The following is a 14,169-nucleotide window of genomic DNA, read 5'->3' as shown; positions in this document are numbered from 1 at the left end:
GCATAGAATCGGGGTTTTCGACCTCGTGCGCAAGGTCCGAACGTCCTATTTCGAGTTTCGAATCACATATCCACATCGGATCGAACCGTGCATTGCTGCGATCCGGGGTCGTGCTAAACCGAACAAAATGGCGTTACAACCCCTCAATTGGCGAGAGATATGAACATCCTCCTGCTCGGTTCCGGCGGCCGCGAACACGCGCTGGCGTGGAAGATCGCAGCGTCTCCGCTGGTGACGAAACTCTGGTGTGCGCCGGGCAATGCCGGAATGGCGCGCGAGGCCGAATGCGTCGCGCTCAATGTTGCCGACCACGCGGCGGTGATCGAATTCTGCAAGCGCAATGCGGTGGATCTGGTCGTGGTCGGCCCGGAGACGCCGCTCGCCGCCGGCATCGTCGACGATCTCGCGGCCGTGGGGATCAAGGCCTTCGGGCCGCGCAAGCAGGCCGCCCAGCTCGAAGGCTCGAAGGGGTTCACCAAGGATCTCTGCAGTGAGTTCAACATTCCGACCGGTGCCTATCGCCGCTTCGACAATGCGAACGATGCGCTGGCCTACGTTCGAGCGCAGGGCGCGCCGATCGTGGTCAAGGCCGACGGCCTTGCCGCCGGCAAGGGCGTCGTGGTCGCGAAGACGCTGGCTGACGCCGAGGCTGCAATCGCCATGATGTTCGAGGGTGCGTTTGGCGCGGCCGGCACCGAGGTCGTGATCGAGGAATACCTGTCGGGACGCGAGATCAGCTTCTTCGCGCTGTGCGATGGCGAAACCGCGATCCCGCTCGCGTCCGCGCAGGACCACAAGCGGGCCTTCGATCACGACGAAGGGCCGAACACCGGCGGCATGGGCGCCTATTCGCCGACGCCGTTCGTCACGCCAGAGGTCCACGACCAGATCATGGCGCGGATCATCCTGCCGACGATTGCCGGGATGAAGAGCCGCGGCACGCCGTTCAAGGGCGTGCTCTATGCCGGCGTGATGCTGACCGCGCAGGGCCCAAAGCTGTTCGAATACAATGTCCGCTTCGGCGATCCCGAGTGCCAGGTGCTGATGCTGCGGATGATGTCCGACATCGTGCCGGCGCTGCTCGCCGCAATCGACGGGCAACTGAAGAATTTCGATCTGCGCTGGTATCCCGAGCCTGCGCTCACCGTGGTGATGGCGGCGAAGGGCTATCCTGGCGACTATACCAAGGGCACGCGGATCGACGGGCTCGATGACGCCGCCAAGGTCGAGGGCGTCGAGATCTTCCACGCCGGCACGGTTGCGAAGGACGGCGCTGTTCTCGCCAATGGCGGCCGCGTGCTGAACGTCTGCGCGATGGGCAAGACCGTCACTGAGGCGCGCGACCGCGCCTATCAGGCCGTCGATCGCATCAAATGGCCCGACGGCTTCTGCCGGCGCGACATCGCCTCGCAGGCGGTCGAGGCGGAGAAGACGAAGGGTTAGCGCGCCACTTGCCCAAGGTGTCATGCGCGGGCTTGACCCGCGCATCCATCGTCTTCGAGAGAATCCTTTTGTGTGATGGATTGCCGGGTCAAGCCCGGCAATGACGAGTGTGCGGGATCGCGCCGCGGTGTGGGCTACAGCAAATCCCCGCCCGCCGCGCTTGCCGTGGTGCCGTGCTCGCGGAACGCCTTGATGACGTTCTTGCCGATCTTCCACTTGTGCACCTCGTCGGGACCGTCGACCAGCCGCTGCGAGCGCACCTGGGTATACCATCTCGCGAGCGGCGTATCCTGGCTGTAGCCGAGCGCGCCGTGGAGCTGGATCGCGGTGTCGATCACCTTGTGCACCATGTGGGCATGGAAGATCTTCGCGATCGAGTTTTCCTGCCTGATATCGAGGCCCTTCTCGGCCTTGTAGGCGATGTGCAGCAGCATCAGCCGGCCGATATAGAGCTCGCTCGCGCAGTCCGCCAGCATGAACTGCACCGCCTGGCGGTCGGCCAAGGGCGAGCCGAAGGTCGAGCGCTTGGTGACGTGGGCGACCGCCATGTCGAGCGCGCGCTGCGCCTTGGCGACGTTGTGCATGCCGTGGCGCAGCCGGCCGTAGGCGAGACGGTGCTGGCCCATGTTGAAGCCGTTGCCTTCGCCGCCGAGCAGGTTGTCTGCGGGCACCTTCAGGTCCTTGATCTCGATCTCGGAGTGGCCGCCGTGGATCACGTCGTCATGCGGTCCCTCGATTGCCATGTTCGGCACGTTGCGCTTGATGCGGTAGCCCGGATTCGGCAGCTCGACGATGAATGTCGAATATTGCTTATGGCGCGGCGCGTTCGGATCGGTCTTCGCCATCACCAGCGCCAGGTCGGCGACGCTCGCCGAGGAAGAGAACCATTTCTCGCCGTTGAGGATATAGTTCTCGTTGCCGTCCTTCACGGCGGTAGTCTGCATGCCGGTGGCATCAGCGCCGGCGGCCTTCTCGGTCATCGAGAAGCAGATGCGCTTCTCACCGTTCAACAGCGGCTTGAGGAACTTCTCCTTCTGATACTCCGTGCCATGCGCGAGGATGGTCATCATCGAGGCGTCATCGGGGCCCTGCGTGTTCAAGGCCAGCGCGCCCAGCATGCTTTCGCCGAGCTCCATCTGCACCAGCGCGTTCGCCAGCGGGCCGAGCCCCATGCCGCCATACTCCTTCGGCACGAACGGGCACCACAGGCCCTGCGCGCGGGCCTTCTTCCGCAGCGGGGCAAGCACGTCGGCCAGCGGCTTGGTATCCAGCTCCTTTTCCGCGGGAATGCATTCATCGTGCACGAATTTGCGCACCTTCTCGCGGATCGCCTTGGCTTCGGCCGGAATTTCGAAATCGATCGACATGGCACTTCCTCGCTTTCGTCTTGTTGTTGCTTGGGCGCCGGGATGGCATAAACCCCGCCTGAGCCAGCGGCAACGCCAAACAAAGTTTGAAGCAGCGCGCGCCGCGAAGGGAAGGAGCCTTCGATGTCTGATCTCGCTGATCTTTTTCCCGGCTATGCCTCCGAATGGATCAACACCTCGCAAGGGCGCATCTTTGCCCGCGTCGGCGGCAAGGGCCCGCCGCTGTTGCTGCTACACGGCTTCTCCTCGACGCATGTGATGTGGCACCAGGTCGCGCCTGATCTCGATGACAAGTTCACGCTGATCATCGCCGACCTGCCGGGTTACGGCTGGTCGGACATGCCCGACAGCGACAAGGACCATACGCCCTACACCAAGCGGGCCTGGGCGAAGACCATGGTCGAGGTGATGGAGCAACTCGGCCACGTGCACTTCGCGCTCGCCGGCCACGACCGCGGCGGCCGCGTCTCATACCGGCTGGCCCTCGATCATCCCGGCCGGCTGTCGAAGCTCGCAGTGCTCGATATCGCGCCGACCTATGATTACTGGCAGAACATCAACCGGCTGTCCGCGCTGAAGATCTACCATTGGGCGTTTCTGGCACAGCCTTATCCGTTGCCGGAGACACTGATCTCGGGGCAGGGCGAATTCTTCCTCAAGGAGAAGATGGCGAGCCAGACCAAGAGCAAGACGCTCGATGCCATCGATCCGCGTGCGCTCGAGCATTATCTTGCGCCGTTCCGCGATCCCGCGCGCATTCATGCGATGTGCGAGGACTATCGCGCCGGCGCCTATGCCGATTATGAGATCGACAAGGCCGATGTCGACGCCGGCAACAAGATCACGATCCCGATGTTGGCGCTGTGGGGCGACGCCGGTGTCGCCAATGCGGCAACGACACCGCTCGACACCTGGAAGAGGTGGGCGACCAATGTGAGCGGTGCGCCGGTGGACTCCGGGCATTTTCTCACCGAGGAGGCCCCGCAGGCGACCGCGAAGCTGCTGCGGGAGTTTTTCCTGGCATAGCCACGAGCCAGCCTGTCATACCCGCGCATGCGGGTATCCAGTACGCTGCGGCTTATCGGTCGATCACCACGGTCTCTGGAATACTGGATCATCCGCTTGCCGCCTTCGCTAAAGCTCCGGCGGGCCCAAAGCCTTTAACCCCGGCGAAGCCTTGGCGAAGACGGTCGCGGATGATGACAGTACCGTAGCCCGGATGGAGCGGAGCGAAATCTGGGACGGTCTCCGCGGAGAAGGCCCCGGATTGCGCTGCGCTCCATCCGGGCTACGAGCTGTCACCGCCGCTCCTTGAAGAACTCCCGCAGCATACGTGCCGCCTCGGTCTCTCCCACCGCACCATAGATTTCGGGCACGTGGTGGCAGGTGGGCTGGGCAAAGAAGCGGACACCCGATTCGACCGCGCCGCCCTTGGGGTCGGCGGCGCCGTAATACAGCCGGCGGATCCGGGCAAACGAGATCGCGCCGGCGCACATGGTGCAGGGTTCGAGGGTGACGTAGAGGTCGCAATCGACCAGCCGCTCGGTGCCGATCGCCTCGGCAGCCTGGCGGATCGCCAAAATCTCGGCATGGGCGGTCGGGTCGCGGTCGGTCAGCGTGCGGTTGCTAGCGGTGGCGATGACGTCGTAACCGCGTACGATCACGCATCCGATCGGAACTTCACCCGATTTTCCGGCATTTTCGGCCGTTTTCAGCGCCAAATCCATGAAAGAAGGGGCCGACATGCCTCGTATCATCGGAAGAAACCTGCTACTAGCTTCGCCTTCAGCCAACGTGGATACCGGCTTTTGGTGCGCCGCCGACAGCGGGCGCGTGGCCGTTTGATCTTTACCCAAGTGAGACTTTCATGCCCCGCGACAGCGACAAACACAACGATTCCCAGCGCGGCCGGCGTGACCGTGGAGTTCCCGGAAAGGGTCGCTCAGGCGGTGCTCGCGGATCGGACAGGCCGTCCGGCAAGCGCAGCTTTGGCGGCAAGGGCGATCGCGACAAGCGGCCGTTCGGCGGCAAGGGCGAAGGCCGCCCGTTCCGCCGCCGCGAGGACGGCGATGCGCCGCGCCGCGACTACGGTGACCGTCCGCGCTTCAAGCGAGACGATCGTGGGCGCGACGATGGCGAGAAGCGCGCGTTCAAGCCGCGCGGCGAGCGCCGCGACTTCGATCGCGACGACCGGGCCCCGCGCGGCGAACGCTCTGCGCGTCCGGCGGGGCGCTTCGCCGACAAGAAGTTTGGCGAGAAGCGGCCCTATGGCGATCGCGACCGCGAGAAGCGTCCCTACACGCCGCGTGGTGAGCGCGCCGAACGCAAGTTCGATGACAGGACGTTTTCGCGCGGTGATCGCGACAAGCGCTCATTCGGCGGCAAGGGCGAAGGGCGGCCGTTCCGCCGCCGCGAGGATGGCGATGCACCGCGTCGTGATTTCGGCGATCGGCCACGTTTCAAGCGCGACCGCGACTTCGAGGGCCGCGACCGCAGCGACGAAAAGCCCTGGCAGAAGCGCGACCGCAAGCCGCGCGACGATCGCGGCGGCGATGAGCGGCCACGTTTTTCAAGGTCTCGCGAGGATCGCGAGCAGGGTGACCGTCCGTTCCGCGAGCGGCCGAAGTTCAACCGGCCGCGCTGGGATCGCGATGATGAAGGTGGTGACCGCCGCGACGCCCGGCGTCGCGAACGGCCCGAAGGCCGCATGGACTGGCAGGAGCATCCGCGCAGCGAGGGCCGCTTCTCCGACCGTCCGCGCCGCGACAATGAGGATGACAGCAAGATCTTCGCGAAGCGCCCGGCCTTCGGCGGGCGCGGCGCCTATCGCGAGCGCTCCTTCGACGATCGGCGCAGCCGTCCCGAGCCGAAGCCGAAGAAATCCGGTGAGCGCATCGCCAAGGTGCTGGCGCGCGCCGGCCTTGCCTCGCGTCGCGACGCCGAGGAGATGGTGACGCAAGGCCGCGTCACCGTGAACGGGCGCGTGATCAATTCGCCGGCGCTCGATGTCACCGCCAACGACGTCGTGGCCGTGGATGGAACGCCGTTGCCGCCGCGTGAACGGACGCGGCTGTTCCTCTATCACAAGCCGCGTGGGCTGATGACGACGCATGCCGACCCCGAGGGACGGCCGACCGTATTCGACAATCTGCCGGAGGGCCTGCCCCGGCTGATCTCGATCGGCCGGCTCGACTTCAATACCGAGGGATTGTTGCTGCTCACCAATGACGGCGGCCTGGCGCGGACGCTGGAATTGCCCGACACCGGCTGGCTGCGGCGCTATCGCGTGCGCGCGCACGGCGAGGTGACGCAGGCGCAGCTCGACGAGCTGAAGAAGGGGGTCGAGGTCGACGGCGTCAAATACGGGCCGATCGAAGCGACGCTGGAGCGCGATCAGGGCGCCAATGTCTGGGTGGTGTTCGCGATCCGCGAGGGCAAGAACCGCGAGGTGCGCAACGTGATGGCGCATCTCGGTCTCGAAGTGAACCGGCTGATCCGGGTGTCCTACGGCCCGTTCCAGCTTGGCGAGATCGAGGAGGGCCAGGTCGAGGAGGTCAAGACGCGGGTGCTGCGCGAGCAGCTCGGCGAGAAGGTGGCCAAACTTGCCGGCGCCGATTTCGCGCGGCCGGAGCAACGCGACGCAGACGACGGCACGCCGGCCGGCAGGAAGCCGTCCAAACCGGCAAGCAAGCGCGCCGTGATCAACGACCGCAAGGGCCGCCGCGTGCTGGTGCAGCGCACCGGCAGCGAGGAGGCGCGCGCCCGCAACGAGGACGAGGCCAACGGCTACGGCCCGCCACGTCGGCCGAAGCGTGGCTATCACGGCAAGCGTGATCTGACGCCGCGCGACGAGTAGGGCGTTCGCGATGCCTGTCGCGTTTCTTGCGGTAATCACCCCGATGCAGACTCTATTCCCTCCCCCCTTGTGGGGGAGGGGCAGGGAGGGGGGTGCCACACGGGTAGACTATCCGTGGGGCACCCCCTTCCCCAACCCTTCCCCACAAGGGGGAAGGGAGCGCACCGCGCCTGTGGCGAACATAGGGGCAGTCTGATGCGCGTTGTTGGGGGACGACTGAAGGGCCGCAATCTGGCCGCGCCGTCGGGCCGCGAGATCCGGCCGACTGCGGACCGGTTGCGCGAGTCCGTGTTCAACATCCTCATCCACGCCTACGACAATCCGATTCTGGACGCACGCGTGCTCGACCTGTTCGCCGGCACCGGTGCGCTCGGCATCGAGGCGGTCTCCCGCGGGGCAAAGTTCACGCTGTTCGTCGACAACGGTGCGGAGGCGCGGGCGTTGTTGCGCAACAACGTCGAGACGCTGGGGCTTGGCGGTGTCACGAAAGTCTATCGCCGCGATGCCACCGATCTCGGCCCGGCGCACCCGGTCGAGCCGTTCTCGCTGGTGTTCCTTGATCCGCCTTACGGCAAGGGGCTGGCGGAGAAAGCGCTCGCCTCGTTGCGCGACGGCGGCTGGCTGACGCCGGGCGCGCTGCTGGTGGTGGAGGAGGCGAAGGCCGCGGCGTTCGCGGCGCCCGAGGGTTTTGAGGAGCTCGAGCGGCGTGCATACGACGACACGGAGTTCGTATTTTTGCGAAAGGCGTAATGTTGCCGCTTGCAGCGCTGTCATCACCCGCGCATGCGGGTGATCCAGTACGCCGAGGCCGCTCGATTGACCACAACCGCCGCGGCGTACTGGATCGCCCGGTCACGCCGGGCGATGACAGTCGGGGACGGGGTAGCTACCTCCGCCCGAACAGCTTCTCGATATCGCTCAGCTTCAGTTCGACATAGGTCGGGCGGCCATGGTTGCACTGGCCGGAGTTCGGCGTGTCTTCCATCTCGCGGAGCAGCGCGTTCATCTCTTCCGGTTTGAGCCGCCGGCCGGCGCGGACCGAGCCGTGACAGGCCATGGTAGCGGCGACATGCATCAGGCGTCGCTCCAGCGGCAGCGCCTCGTCCCACTCCGCCATGTGCTCGGCGAGATCACGCAACAGGCCGGCGGCATTAGCCTTGCCGAGCAGCGAGGGCGTTTCGCGCACCGCGACCGCGCCAGGGCCGAACGACTCGATCGCGAGACCGAACGACGCCAGCTCCTCGGCGCGATCGAGCAGCCTTTCGACGGTCGCCTCGTCGAGCTCGACGATCTCGGGGATCAAGAGAATTTGCCGCTGCACGCCGTTCTTCGCGAGCGAGGCCTTCAGCTTCTCATAGACGATGCGCTCATGGGCGGCATGCTGGTCCACCACGATGAGGCCGTCGCGGGTTTGCGAGACGATGTAGGTCTCGTGGATTTGCGTCCGCGCGGCGCCGAGCGGACGGTCGAGCAGATCAGGCGCGGGCGCTGCCTCGAAGCGCACATCGGCGGTCGGTGCGCCGACGTCGAAGGCGGCCTGTCCCGGCTCGGCGAAGGCGGTCGCCGCGCCATCGAACGCGCGCACCGGATTGACCGGGAATGACGGTGAACTGCGCCAGTCCCAATTGCCGGGGCGGGGTGGCGGCGTGAATGCGGGACGAAATGCTGATAGCGCCGCGCCATCGGTATTGGCTGCGGTGCGCTTGCCCTCGCGGGCGAGACCATCCTTCAAGGCGTGCACGATCAGCGCGCGGACCAGGCCAGCGTTGCGGAAGCGCACCTCGGTCTTGGCCGGATGCACATTGGCGTCGACCTCCTGCGGATCGCAGGTCACGAACAGCGCCACCACCGGATGGCGGTCGCGCGGGAGATAATCGGAATAGGCCGCGCGCACCGCGCCGAGGATCAACTTGTCGCGCACCGGGCGGCCGTTGACGAACAGGTATTGCCCGAGCGCATTGGCGCGGGTGAGCGAAGGCGCGGCGGCGAAGCCCTCGACCACGACGCCCTCACGCTCGGAGCGCACCTCGATGGCAGAGCCGCGGAAGTCGGCGCCGAGGATGTCGCCGAGCCGCGTCAGCCGGCCCGCGGCGCCGGGAAGTGCTGCCGCCCAGGTGACCGGCGCACGCTCCTCGCCCGCGAGCGTAAAGGCGACGTCGGGCCGCGCCATCGCGAGGCGCCGCACCACCTCGCGGATCGCTTCCGCCTCGGTGCGGTCGGTCTTGAGGAATTTCAGCCGCGCCGGCGTCGCGTAGAAGAGATCGTTGACCTCGACGCGGGTGCCCTGGCCGAGCGCCGCCGGCATGATCTCCGACTTCTCGCCGCCTTCGACCGACAGCGACCAGGCGTGCGGCTCGCCGGCATGGCGCGTGGTGATGCCGAGCTTCGCGACCGCGCCGATCGACGGCAGCGCCTCGCCGCGGAATCCGAGCGTGCGGATGCGGAGCAGGTCCTCGTCGTCGAGCTTGGAGGTCGCATGACGATCGACCGCGAGCGCAAGATCGCTGCGCGTCATGCCGCTGCCGTCGTCGGTGATGCCGATCCGGCGCCGCCCGCCGCCATCGGTGAAGATATCGATCCGGCTGGCGCCGGCGTCGATCGCGTTCTCCACCAGTTCCTTGACCACGCTCGCGGGACGCTCGACCACTTCGCCGGCAGCGATGCGGTTGACGACCTGTTCGGGAAGCTGGCGGACGGGCATGGATGTCGGATTCGGGGAAGATTCGAGCCGTGGCGCATTCTAGAGGGACGCGCCGTCAAATGCATGGGGTGAGGTGCGCATGCCTGTCTTTAGCTGGGGATGGAGCCGGCCTATCGCCTTGAAGACACTCACCTTCACGTGCCCAGCGGCTAGGCCATACGTGGCGATTGTGGGGGCAGGCGCGCAGGTATATCGTTTAGAAAAATTATAATCCGACTGGGAGGATAGCCATGTGCCATTTGTTCTCGCACCAGCCGCAACGCAATTATGAATCGCAGACCCGGTCACTGCGGATTGGCGGCCATTGCACCTCGATCCGGCTGGAAATGTCGTTCTGGGACACGCTGGAGGAGATTGCCGCGAAGGAGAGAATGAGCCTCGCGAAATTCCTCACCACGCTCTATGACGAAGTCCTCAACCACCATGGCGAGGTCAATAATTTCGCCTCGCTGTTGCGCTGCTGCTGCCTGATCTATCGCTCGCAGGGCGCAACCACGGTTCCTGAATTTCAGGGGCAGCCTATTCTCGACGCCGCCGAATAGGTTCTCGGACGCATCCCGCAAAAAAGGACGGCCCTGTCCAGGGAAGACAAGGCCGCTTGAGTTCAGAGGGAACTAGATCTCTTTGCGCTGCATCGCGCCAGCGATGGTGTCCGCCTGGCGGATCGCCAGCGATACGATCGTCAGCGTCGGATTGCAGGCCGCGCCAGAGGTGAACTGGCTGCCGTCAGAGATGAACAGGTTCTTGATGTCGTGGGTCTGGCCGAACTTGTTGACCACGCCGTCCCGCGGCTTCTCGCTCATCCGGTTGGTGCCCATGTTGTGGGTCGAGGGATAGGGCGGAGTGGGATAGGTCACGGTGGCTCCGACCGCTTCGTAGACGGCGGCACCCTGCTTGTAGGCGTGCTCACGCATCGCGACGTCGTTCGGATGATCGTCGAAATGCACGCTCGCAACCGGCATGCCGAACTTGTCCTTGATCTTGGGATCCAGCGTGACGCGATTGGTCTCCTGCGGCATGTCCTCGCCGACCAGCCACATGCCGGCCATCCGCGGATAGCCTTCCATCGCGCTGGTGAAGGTACGTCCCCATGCGCCGGGATTGAGGAACGCCGCCATGAACGGCAGGCCGAGCGACAATGTCTCCATTTCGTAGCCGCCGACAAAGCCGCGCTTCGGGTCGTTCTTCGCCTCGTCGCGGATGATGCCGGCCATCGTGGTGCCGCGATACATGTGCACCGACTTCTCGAAGGTCGCGTACACGCTTCCGGTCATGTGCCGCATATAGTTGCGGCCGACCTGGCCGGATGAGTTGGCGAGACCGTCCGGGAACATGTTCGAGGCGCTGTTGAGCAGCAGCCGCGGGCTCTCGATCGAATTGCCGGCGACCGCGACCACGCGGGCCTTTTGCCGCTGCATCGCGCCGCTGGCATCGGCATAGACCACGCCGGTCACCTTGCCGGATTGATCGTGTTCGATCTTGATCACCATGCTGCTGGGACGCACCTCGAGATTGCCGGTCGCCTCGCCCTTCGGAATCTCCGTGTAGAGCGTCGACCATTTGGCGCCGGACTTGCAGCCCTGGAAGCAGAAGCCGATCTGCTGGCAGGATCCGCGGCCGTCACGCGGCTGGCTGTTGATCGCCATCCGTCCGGTGTGGACCTCCTGGTAGCCGAGCCTCTTCGCGCCGGCCTCCAGCACCTTGAAATTATTGTTGCCGGGCAATCCCGGGATGCCGTTGGTCCGCGTCACGCCCATCTTGTCTTCGGCCTTGGCGTAGTACGGCTCCATCTCGGCGAGCGTGATCGGCCAATCCAGCAGGTTGGCGCCGGGGATGTTGCCGTAGGCCGACTTGATCCTGAACTCGTGCTCGTCGAAGCGCAGCGAGGCGCCCGCCCAGTGGACGGTCGAGCCGCCGACCGCCTTCACGATCCAGGCCGGAATGTTCGGAAAGTCCTTGTGGACGCGCCAGCTTCCGGACGTCGTGCGCATGTCCGACCAGGCGAGCTGGCTGAAGCTGTCCCATTCGTCATTGATGAAGTCCTGGTTCTCGATGCGCGGGCCGGCCTCGAGGATCACGACCTTGACGCCCTTCTGCGCCAATTCATTGCCGAGCGTTCCGCCACCTGCGCCAGAGCCGACGATCACGACCACGCCGCTGTCGTTCAAATCGAATTTTGCCATGATGTTCCTCCCCTTCGTTGCTGGCGCCTAGGCCTTGGGCAGCCAGTCGATGTCGGCGAAGCCGCGCTTGATGTAGCCGCCATACTCGGCGGAGGAGCCCTCGTAACCGAATTTCGGCCAAACCTCCTTGTTGTTGTAGAGCGAGACGATGAGGTCGCCGCGGATCTTCTGGAAGAAGTCGCTGTGCTCGATGCGCTGCAGCAGTGCGACGCGGTCGTTCTCCCAGGCGACCTGCACATAAGGCATCTTGTGACGTTCGTTGGCCTCCTGGTCGAGCCTGGCGACGCCGTCATTGATCAGCGATTTCACGGCAGGGTCCTTCGCCGCCTTGTCATCCCACGGCTTGACCGCCGCGATGTAGTAGCTGTCGGCGAGGATGTCGTGCGGATAGATGTCGCGCGCTATCCTGAGCAACGTCTTCATCGTCGCCGGCGTCAGCGTCGATGCCTCGTCGGCCCACGCATCGGTGATACCAAGTCCAGTAGAGGTCGCGATCGCGACCGCCGGTGCGGTTGCGGCCGCGCCTTTGAGAAAGACTCGCCGGTCATACTTGCTGCGTCGATCGATTTCTCTCATGCGTTCCTCCGTGGATTTTATTGTGTGGTTGCCGTGCACTAACCGAACCGTCCGCCGCGCTGGATCACCTCGATCTTGTAGCCGTCAGGATCGGAGACGAAGAAGAAGCGCGCCAGCGTGTTGCCGTCATGCTTGAAGTCGCGCAGCGGCCCGGGCGACAGTTTCTCCGTCTCGAAGCGCGCGTGCTCGGCATCGACGTCGTCGACGACGACGGCGAGATGGCCGTAGCCATCGCCGAGCGCGTAGGGCTCCTTGCGATCGAAATTCACCGTGAGCTCGACCTCGAAGGGCGAGGAGGGATGGCGCAGATAGATCAGTGCGAAATCGGAAAACCTCAGATTGTCGGCGATCTCGAGACCGAAGGCGCGCCGGTAGAAGTCGAGCGATTTCGTCTCGTCGAACACGCGGATCATCGAGTGCACGGGTTTCGCCATTCAGTTCAGCTCCTTCAGATAGGCGATGATCATGGCGCGGATCTCGGGCTTGGCCTGCCGGTAGGCCATCACGGCGCCGGGGACCACGGCTTGCGGATTGGTCAGCCAGGCGTCGAGCCTTGCGTCGTCCCAGACGAAGTCGGCCTGCGCGAAGCCCGCGGAATATTTGAAGCCGTCAGCCTTGCCGGCGTGGCGGCCGATGACCTTGTGGAGCGACGGCCCTTGCCGGACGGGATCAGTGGTGTTGGTGGTGTGGCATGTTGCGCATTGCTGCTTGAACAGCGTCGATCCATCGGGTGGCTTGGCGGCGCGCAGGGGCATTTGCGCAGCCGCGGTCTGCACTGCAAGCAACGCGCTGCAAAATCCCAGTCCGATGGTCCGCCCCGAATGCCGCATCGCCGTCGTTCCCACACCTCGCGCAGACTGTAGGGCGCAGCTAATGTGCGGTGGTAGTAGCCGGCTGTTTCATGCGAACAAAGCGCGGCCTGCTTGTCGGCGAGACGACAAGAAGATGGCGACGGCGCCGATCGCGCCGCATATGTGAAGCGCAATTCCGCGAAATGGCCGCGAAAATCCTGCACGATCTCCACACGACGCAGTTTGCATGGCGCACGCGTCGTTTGCGATATCGTCAATACGCGCAAGGATAGGTGCGGCGCAGCAGACGGCGCCGAGACCCGCCGAACCATTCCGCGCGAGCAAAATCCAGGAGCAATGGATGAAATCAGCGAAGACATTCGCGGTCGCGTTTGCTGTGTCGGCACTTTTTGCCGGCTCGGCACTGGCACAGGGTATGTCGACCCAGAGCCAGACCGGCGCCGGCATGCAGCGCAGCCCCGGCACGATGCAGGGCGCACCATCGGGCGCTGGTGCTGCGGACGAAGAACTCAACTCGCAGGCGGGTGCGGGGACCGCGAAGGGCGGCGCTACCGCCAAGAGCGGCACCCGCGGCACCGTCGGTGCCGGCAGCACTGGACACAAGGCGACAGGTTCCGGGGCTACGGCGCCGGGAACCAAGAAGTACTAAAGCATGATCCGAGGTGTTTAGCGGTCTTTCAAAAAGATCTTGCCTGAGCACGAAGCCGAAACGTGATGACGACTCTCATTCGAGTCTCATCACGTCTTGGCGCATGATCTTTGGATGCAGCGCGCCTCGCGTGCGCTGCATCCGGTCGCGCGCCGTTCAATCGTCGAAGCCGCGGACGCCGCGCCGCGCCTTGATGTCGCTGCGCCGCTTCTTGCCTTCGAGCCGACGCTGCTTGGAGCCGAGCGTCGGCTTGGTCGGGCGCCGCGGCGTCGGTCGCACCAACGCTTCCTTCAACATCTCGACCAGCCGCTCGATCGCATCAGCTCGATTTCGCTCCTGGGTTCGGAAGCGATACGCCTGGATCACGATCACGCCGTCCTTGGTCATGCGGCTGCCGGCGAGTCGCGCCAGCCGCTGCGCGGCGTCTGGCGGCAGCGCGATCTTGCGCGTGTCGAAACGGAGCTGGGCTGCGGTCGAAACCTTGTTGACGTTTTGTCCGCCCGGACCGGAGGCGCGGACAAAGACAATCTCGATGTCGGTCTCGTCGATCGAGAGGTCGCGGGACACCCGCAGCATGGCATC

At 65.0% G+C, this 14,169-nt stretch carries 14 protein-coding genes; 6 read left to right on the top strand and 8 right to left on the bottom strand.

Going from position 1 to position 14,169, the window contains the following annotated elements; all coding sequences use genetic code 11:
• Nucleotides 1-159: 159 nt before the first annotated feature.
• Complete coding sequence (purD, locus tag P6U25_RS30480) at nucleotides 160-1,443, top strand: phosphoribosylamine--glycine ligase (protein ID WP_407148443.1); 1,284 nt, start codon at nucleotides 160-162, stop codon at nucleotides 1,441-1,443.
• A 134-nt stretch (nucleotides 1,444-1,577) separates the two neighbouring features.
• On the opposite strand, the gene P6U25_RS30475 is transcribed toward purD, so the two are convergent.
• Nucleotides 1,578-2,810 carry an acyl-CoA dehydrogenase family protein gene (locus P6U25_RS30475; RefSeq protein WP_407148442.1) on the bottom strand — a complete coding sequence of 411 codons (1,233 nt, stop codon included), beginning with the start codon at nucleotides 2,808-2,810 and terminating at the stop codon, nucleotides 1,578-1,580.
• Between the two features lie 123 nt (nucleotides 2,811-2,933).
• Here P6U25_RS30475 and P6U25_RS30470 point away from each other — a divergent pair, with 123 nt between their 5' ends.
• On the top strand, nucleotides 2,934-3,836 hold the full coding sequence (locus P6U25_RS30470; protein WP_407148441.1) for an alpha/beta fold hydrolase: 903 nt from the start codon (nucleotides 2,934-2,936) through the stop codon (nucleotides 3,834-3,836).
• A gap of 272 nt (nucleotides 3,837-4,108) precedes the next feature.
• On the opposite strand, the gene P6U25_RS30465 is transcribed toward P6U25_RS30470, so the two are convergent.
• Nucleotides 4,109-4,567, bottom strand: a complete 459-nt coding sequence (locus P6U25_RS30465; RefSeq protein WP_407152661.1) for a nucleoside deaminase — start codon at nucleotides 4,565-4,567, stop codon at nucleotides 4,109-4,111.
• 110 nt (nucleotides 4,568-4,677) lie between these two features.
• Here P6U25_RS30465 and P6U25_RS30460 point away from each other — a divergent pair, with 110 nt between their 5' ends.
• Both P6U25_RS30460 and rsmD read left to right on the top strand, forming a co-directional pair.
• The gene (locus P6U25_RS30460) at nucleotides 4,678-6,666 is read left to right on the top strand and encodes a pseudouridine synthase (protein WP_407148440.1); all 1,989 of its coding nucleotides are present in this window, start codon (nucleotides 4,678-4,680) and stop codon (nucleotides 6,664-6,666) included.
• A gap of 195 nt (nucleotides 6,667-6,861) precedes the next feature.
• The gene (rsmD, locus tag P6U25_RS30455) at nucleotides 6,862-7,416 is read left to right on the top strand and encodes a 16S rRNA (guanine(966)-N(2))-methyltransferase RsmD (protein ID WP_407148439.1); all 555 of its coding nucleotides are present in this window, start codon (nucleotides 6,862-6,864) and stop codon (nucleotides 7,414-7,416) included.
• Between the two features lie 136 nt (nucleotides 7,417-7,552).
• Here the strand turns inward: rsmD and mutL are convergent, their stop codons facing one another.
• Complete coding sequence (mutL, locus tag P6U25_RS30450; RefSeq protein WP_407148438.1) at nucleotides 7,553-9,367, bottom strand: DNA mismatch repair endonuclease MutL; 1,815 nt, start codon at nucleotides 9,365-9,367, stop codon at nucleotides 7,553-7,555.
• 230 nt (nucleotides 9,368-9,597) lie between these two features.
• Here mutL and P6U25_RS30445 point away from each other — a divergent pair, with 230 nt between their 5' ends.
• On the top strand, nucleotides 9,598-9,909 hold the full coding sequence (locus P6U25_RS30445) for a ribbon-helix-helix domain-containing protein (protein WP_407148437.1): 312 nt from the start codon (nucleotides 9,598-9,600) through the stop codon (nucleotides 9,907-9,909).
• A gap of 72 nt (nucleotides 9,910-9,981) precedes the next feature.
• Here the strand turns inward: P6U25_RS30445 and P6U25_RS30440 are convergent, their stop codons facing one another.
• The 4 genes from P6U25_RS30440 to P6U25_RS30425 are packed head-to-tail and all read right to left on the bottom strand — an operon-like array spanning nucleotide 9,982 to nucleotide 12,881.
• Entirely contained in the window at nucleotides 9,982-11,550 is a 1,569-nt protein-coding gene (locus tag P6U25_RS30440) for a GMC family oxidoreductase (RefSeq protein WP_407148436.1), read from the bottom strand.
• Between the two features lie 27 nt (nucleotides 11,551-11,577).
• Nucleotides 11,578-12,126, bottom strand: a complete 549-nt coding sequence (locus tag P6U25_RS30435; RefSeq protein WP_407148435.1) for a gluconate 2-dehydrogenase subunit 3 family protein — start codon at nucleotides 12,124-12,126, stop codon at nucleotides 11,578-11,580.
• A 38-nt stretch (nucleotides 12,127-12,164) separates the two neighbouring features.
• Nucleotides 12,165-12,560: a VOC family protein gene (locus P6U25_RS30430; protein WP_407148434.1), complete on the bottom strand. Its 396-nt coding sequence runs from the start codon at nucleotides 12,558-12,560 to the stop codon at nucleotides 12,165-12,167.
• A complete protein-coding gene (locus tag P6U25_RS30425; RefSeq protein ID WP_407152660.1) occupies nucleotides 12,561-12,881 on the bottom strand; it encodes a c-type cytochrome in 321 nt (106 codons plus the stop codon).
• Nucleotides 12,882-13,278: 397 nt separating this feature from the next.
• Here P6U25_RS30425 and P6U25_RS30420 point away from each other — a divergent pair, with 397 nt between their 5' ends.
• Complete coding sequence (locus P6U25_RS30420; RefSeq protein WP_407148433.1) at nucleotides 13,279-13,587, top strand: hypothetical protein; 309 nt, start codon at nucleotides 13,279-13,281, stop codon at nucleotides 13,585-13,587.
• A gap of 156 nt (nucleotides 13,588-13,743) precedes the next feature.
• On the opposite strand, the gene arfB is transcribed toward P6U25_RS30420, so the two are convergent.
• Entirely contained in the window at nucleotides 13,744-14,163 is a 420-nt protein-coding gene (arfB, locus tag P6U25_RS30415; RefSeq protein WP_407148432.1) for an alternative ribosome rescue aminoacyl-tRNA hydrolase ArfB, read from the bottom strand.
• Between the last annotated feature and the right edge of the window lie 6 nt (nucleotides 14,164-14,169).

The sequence above is a fragment of the Bradyrhizobium sp. ORS 86 genome (genome assembly GCF_045571475.1).
GTDB lineage: Bacteria > Pseudomonadota > Alphaproteobacteria > Rhizobiales > Xanthobacteraceae > Bradyrhizobium.
The sequence above is the reverse complement of the archived record's forward strand: the minus strand, read 5'-3'. Positions and strand labels throughout refer to the sequence as shown.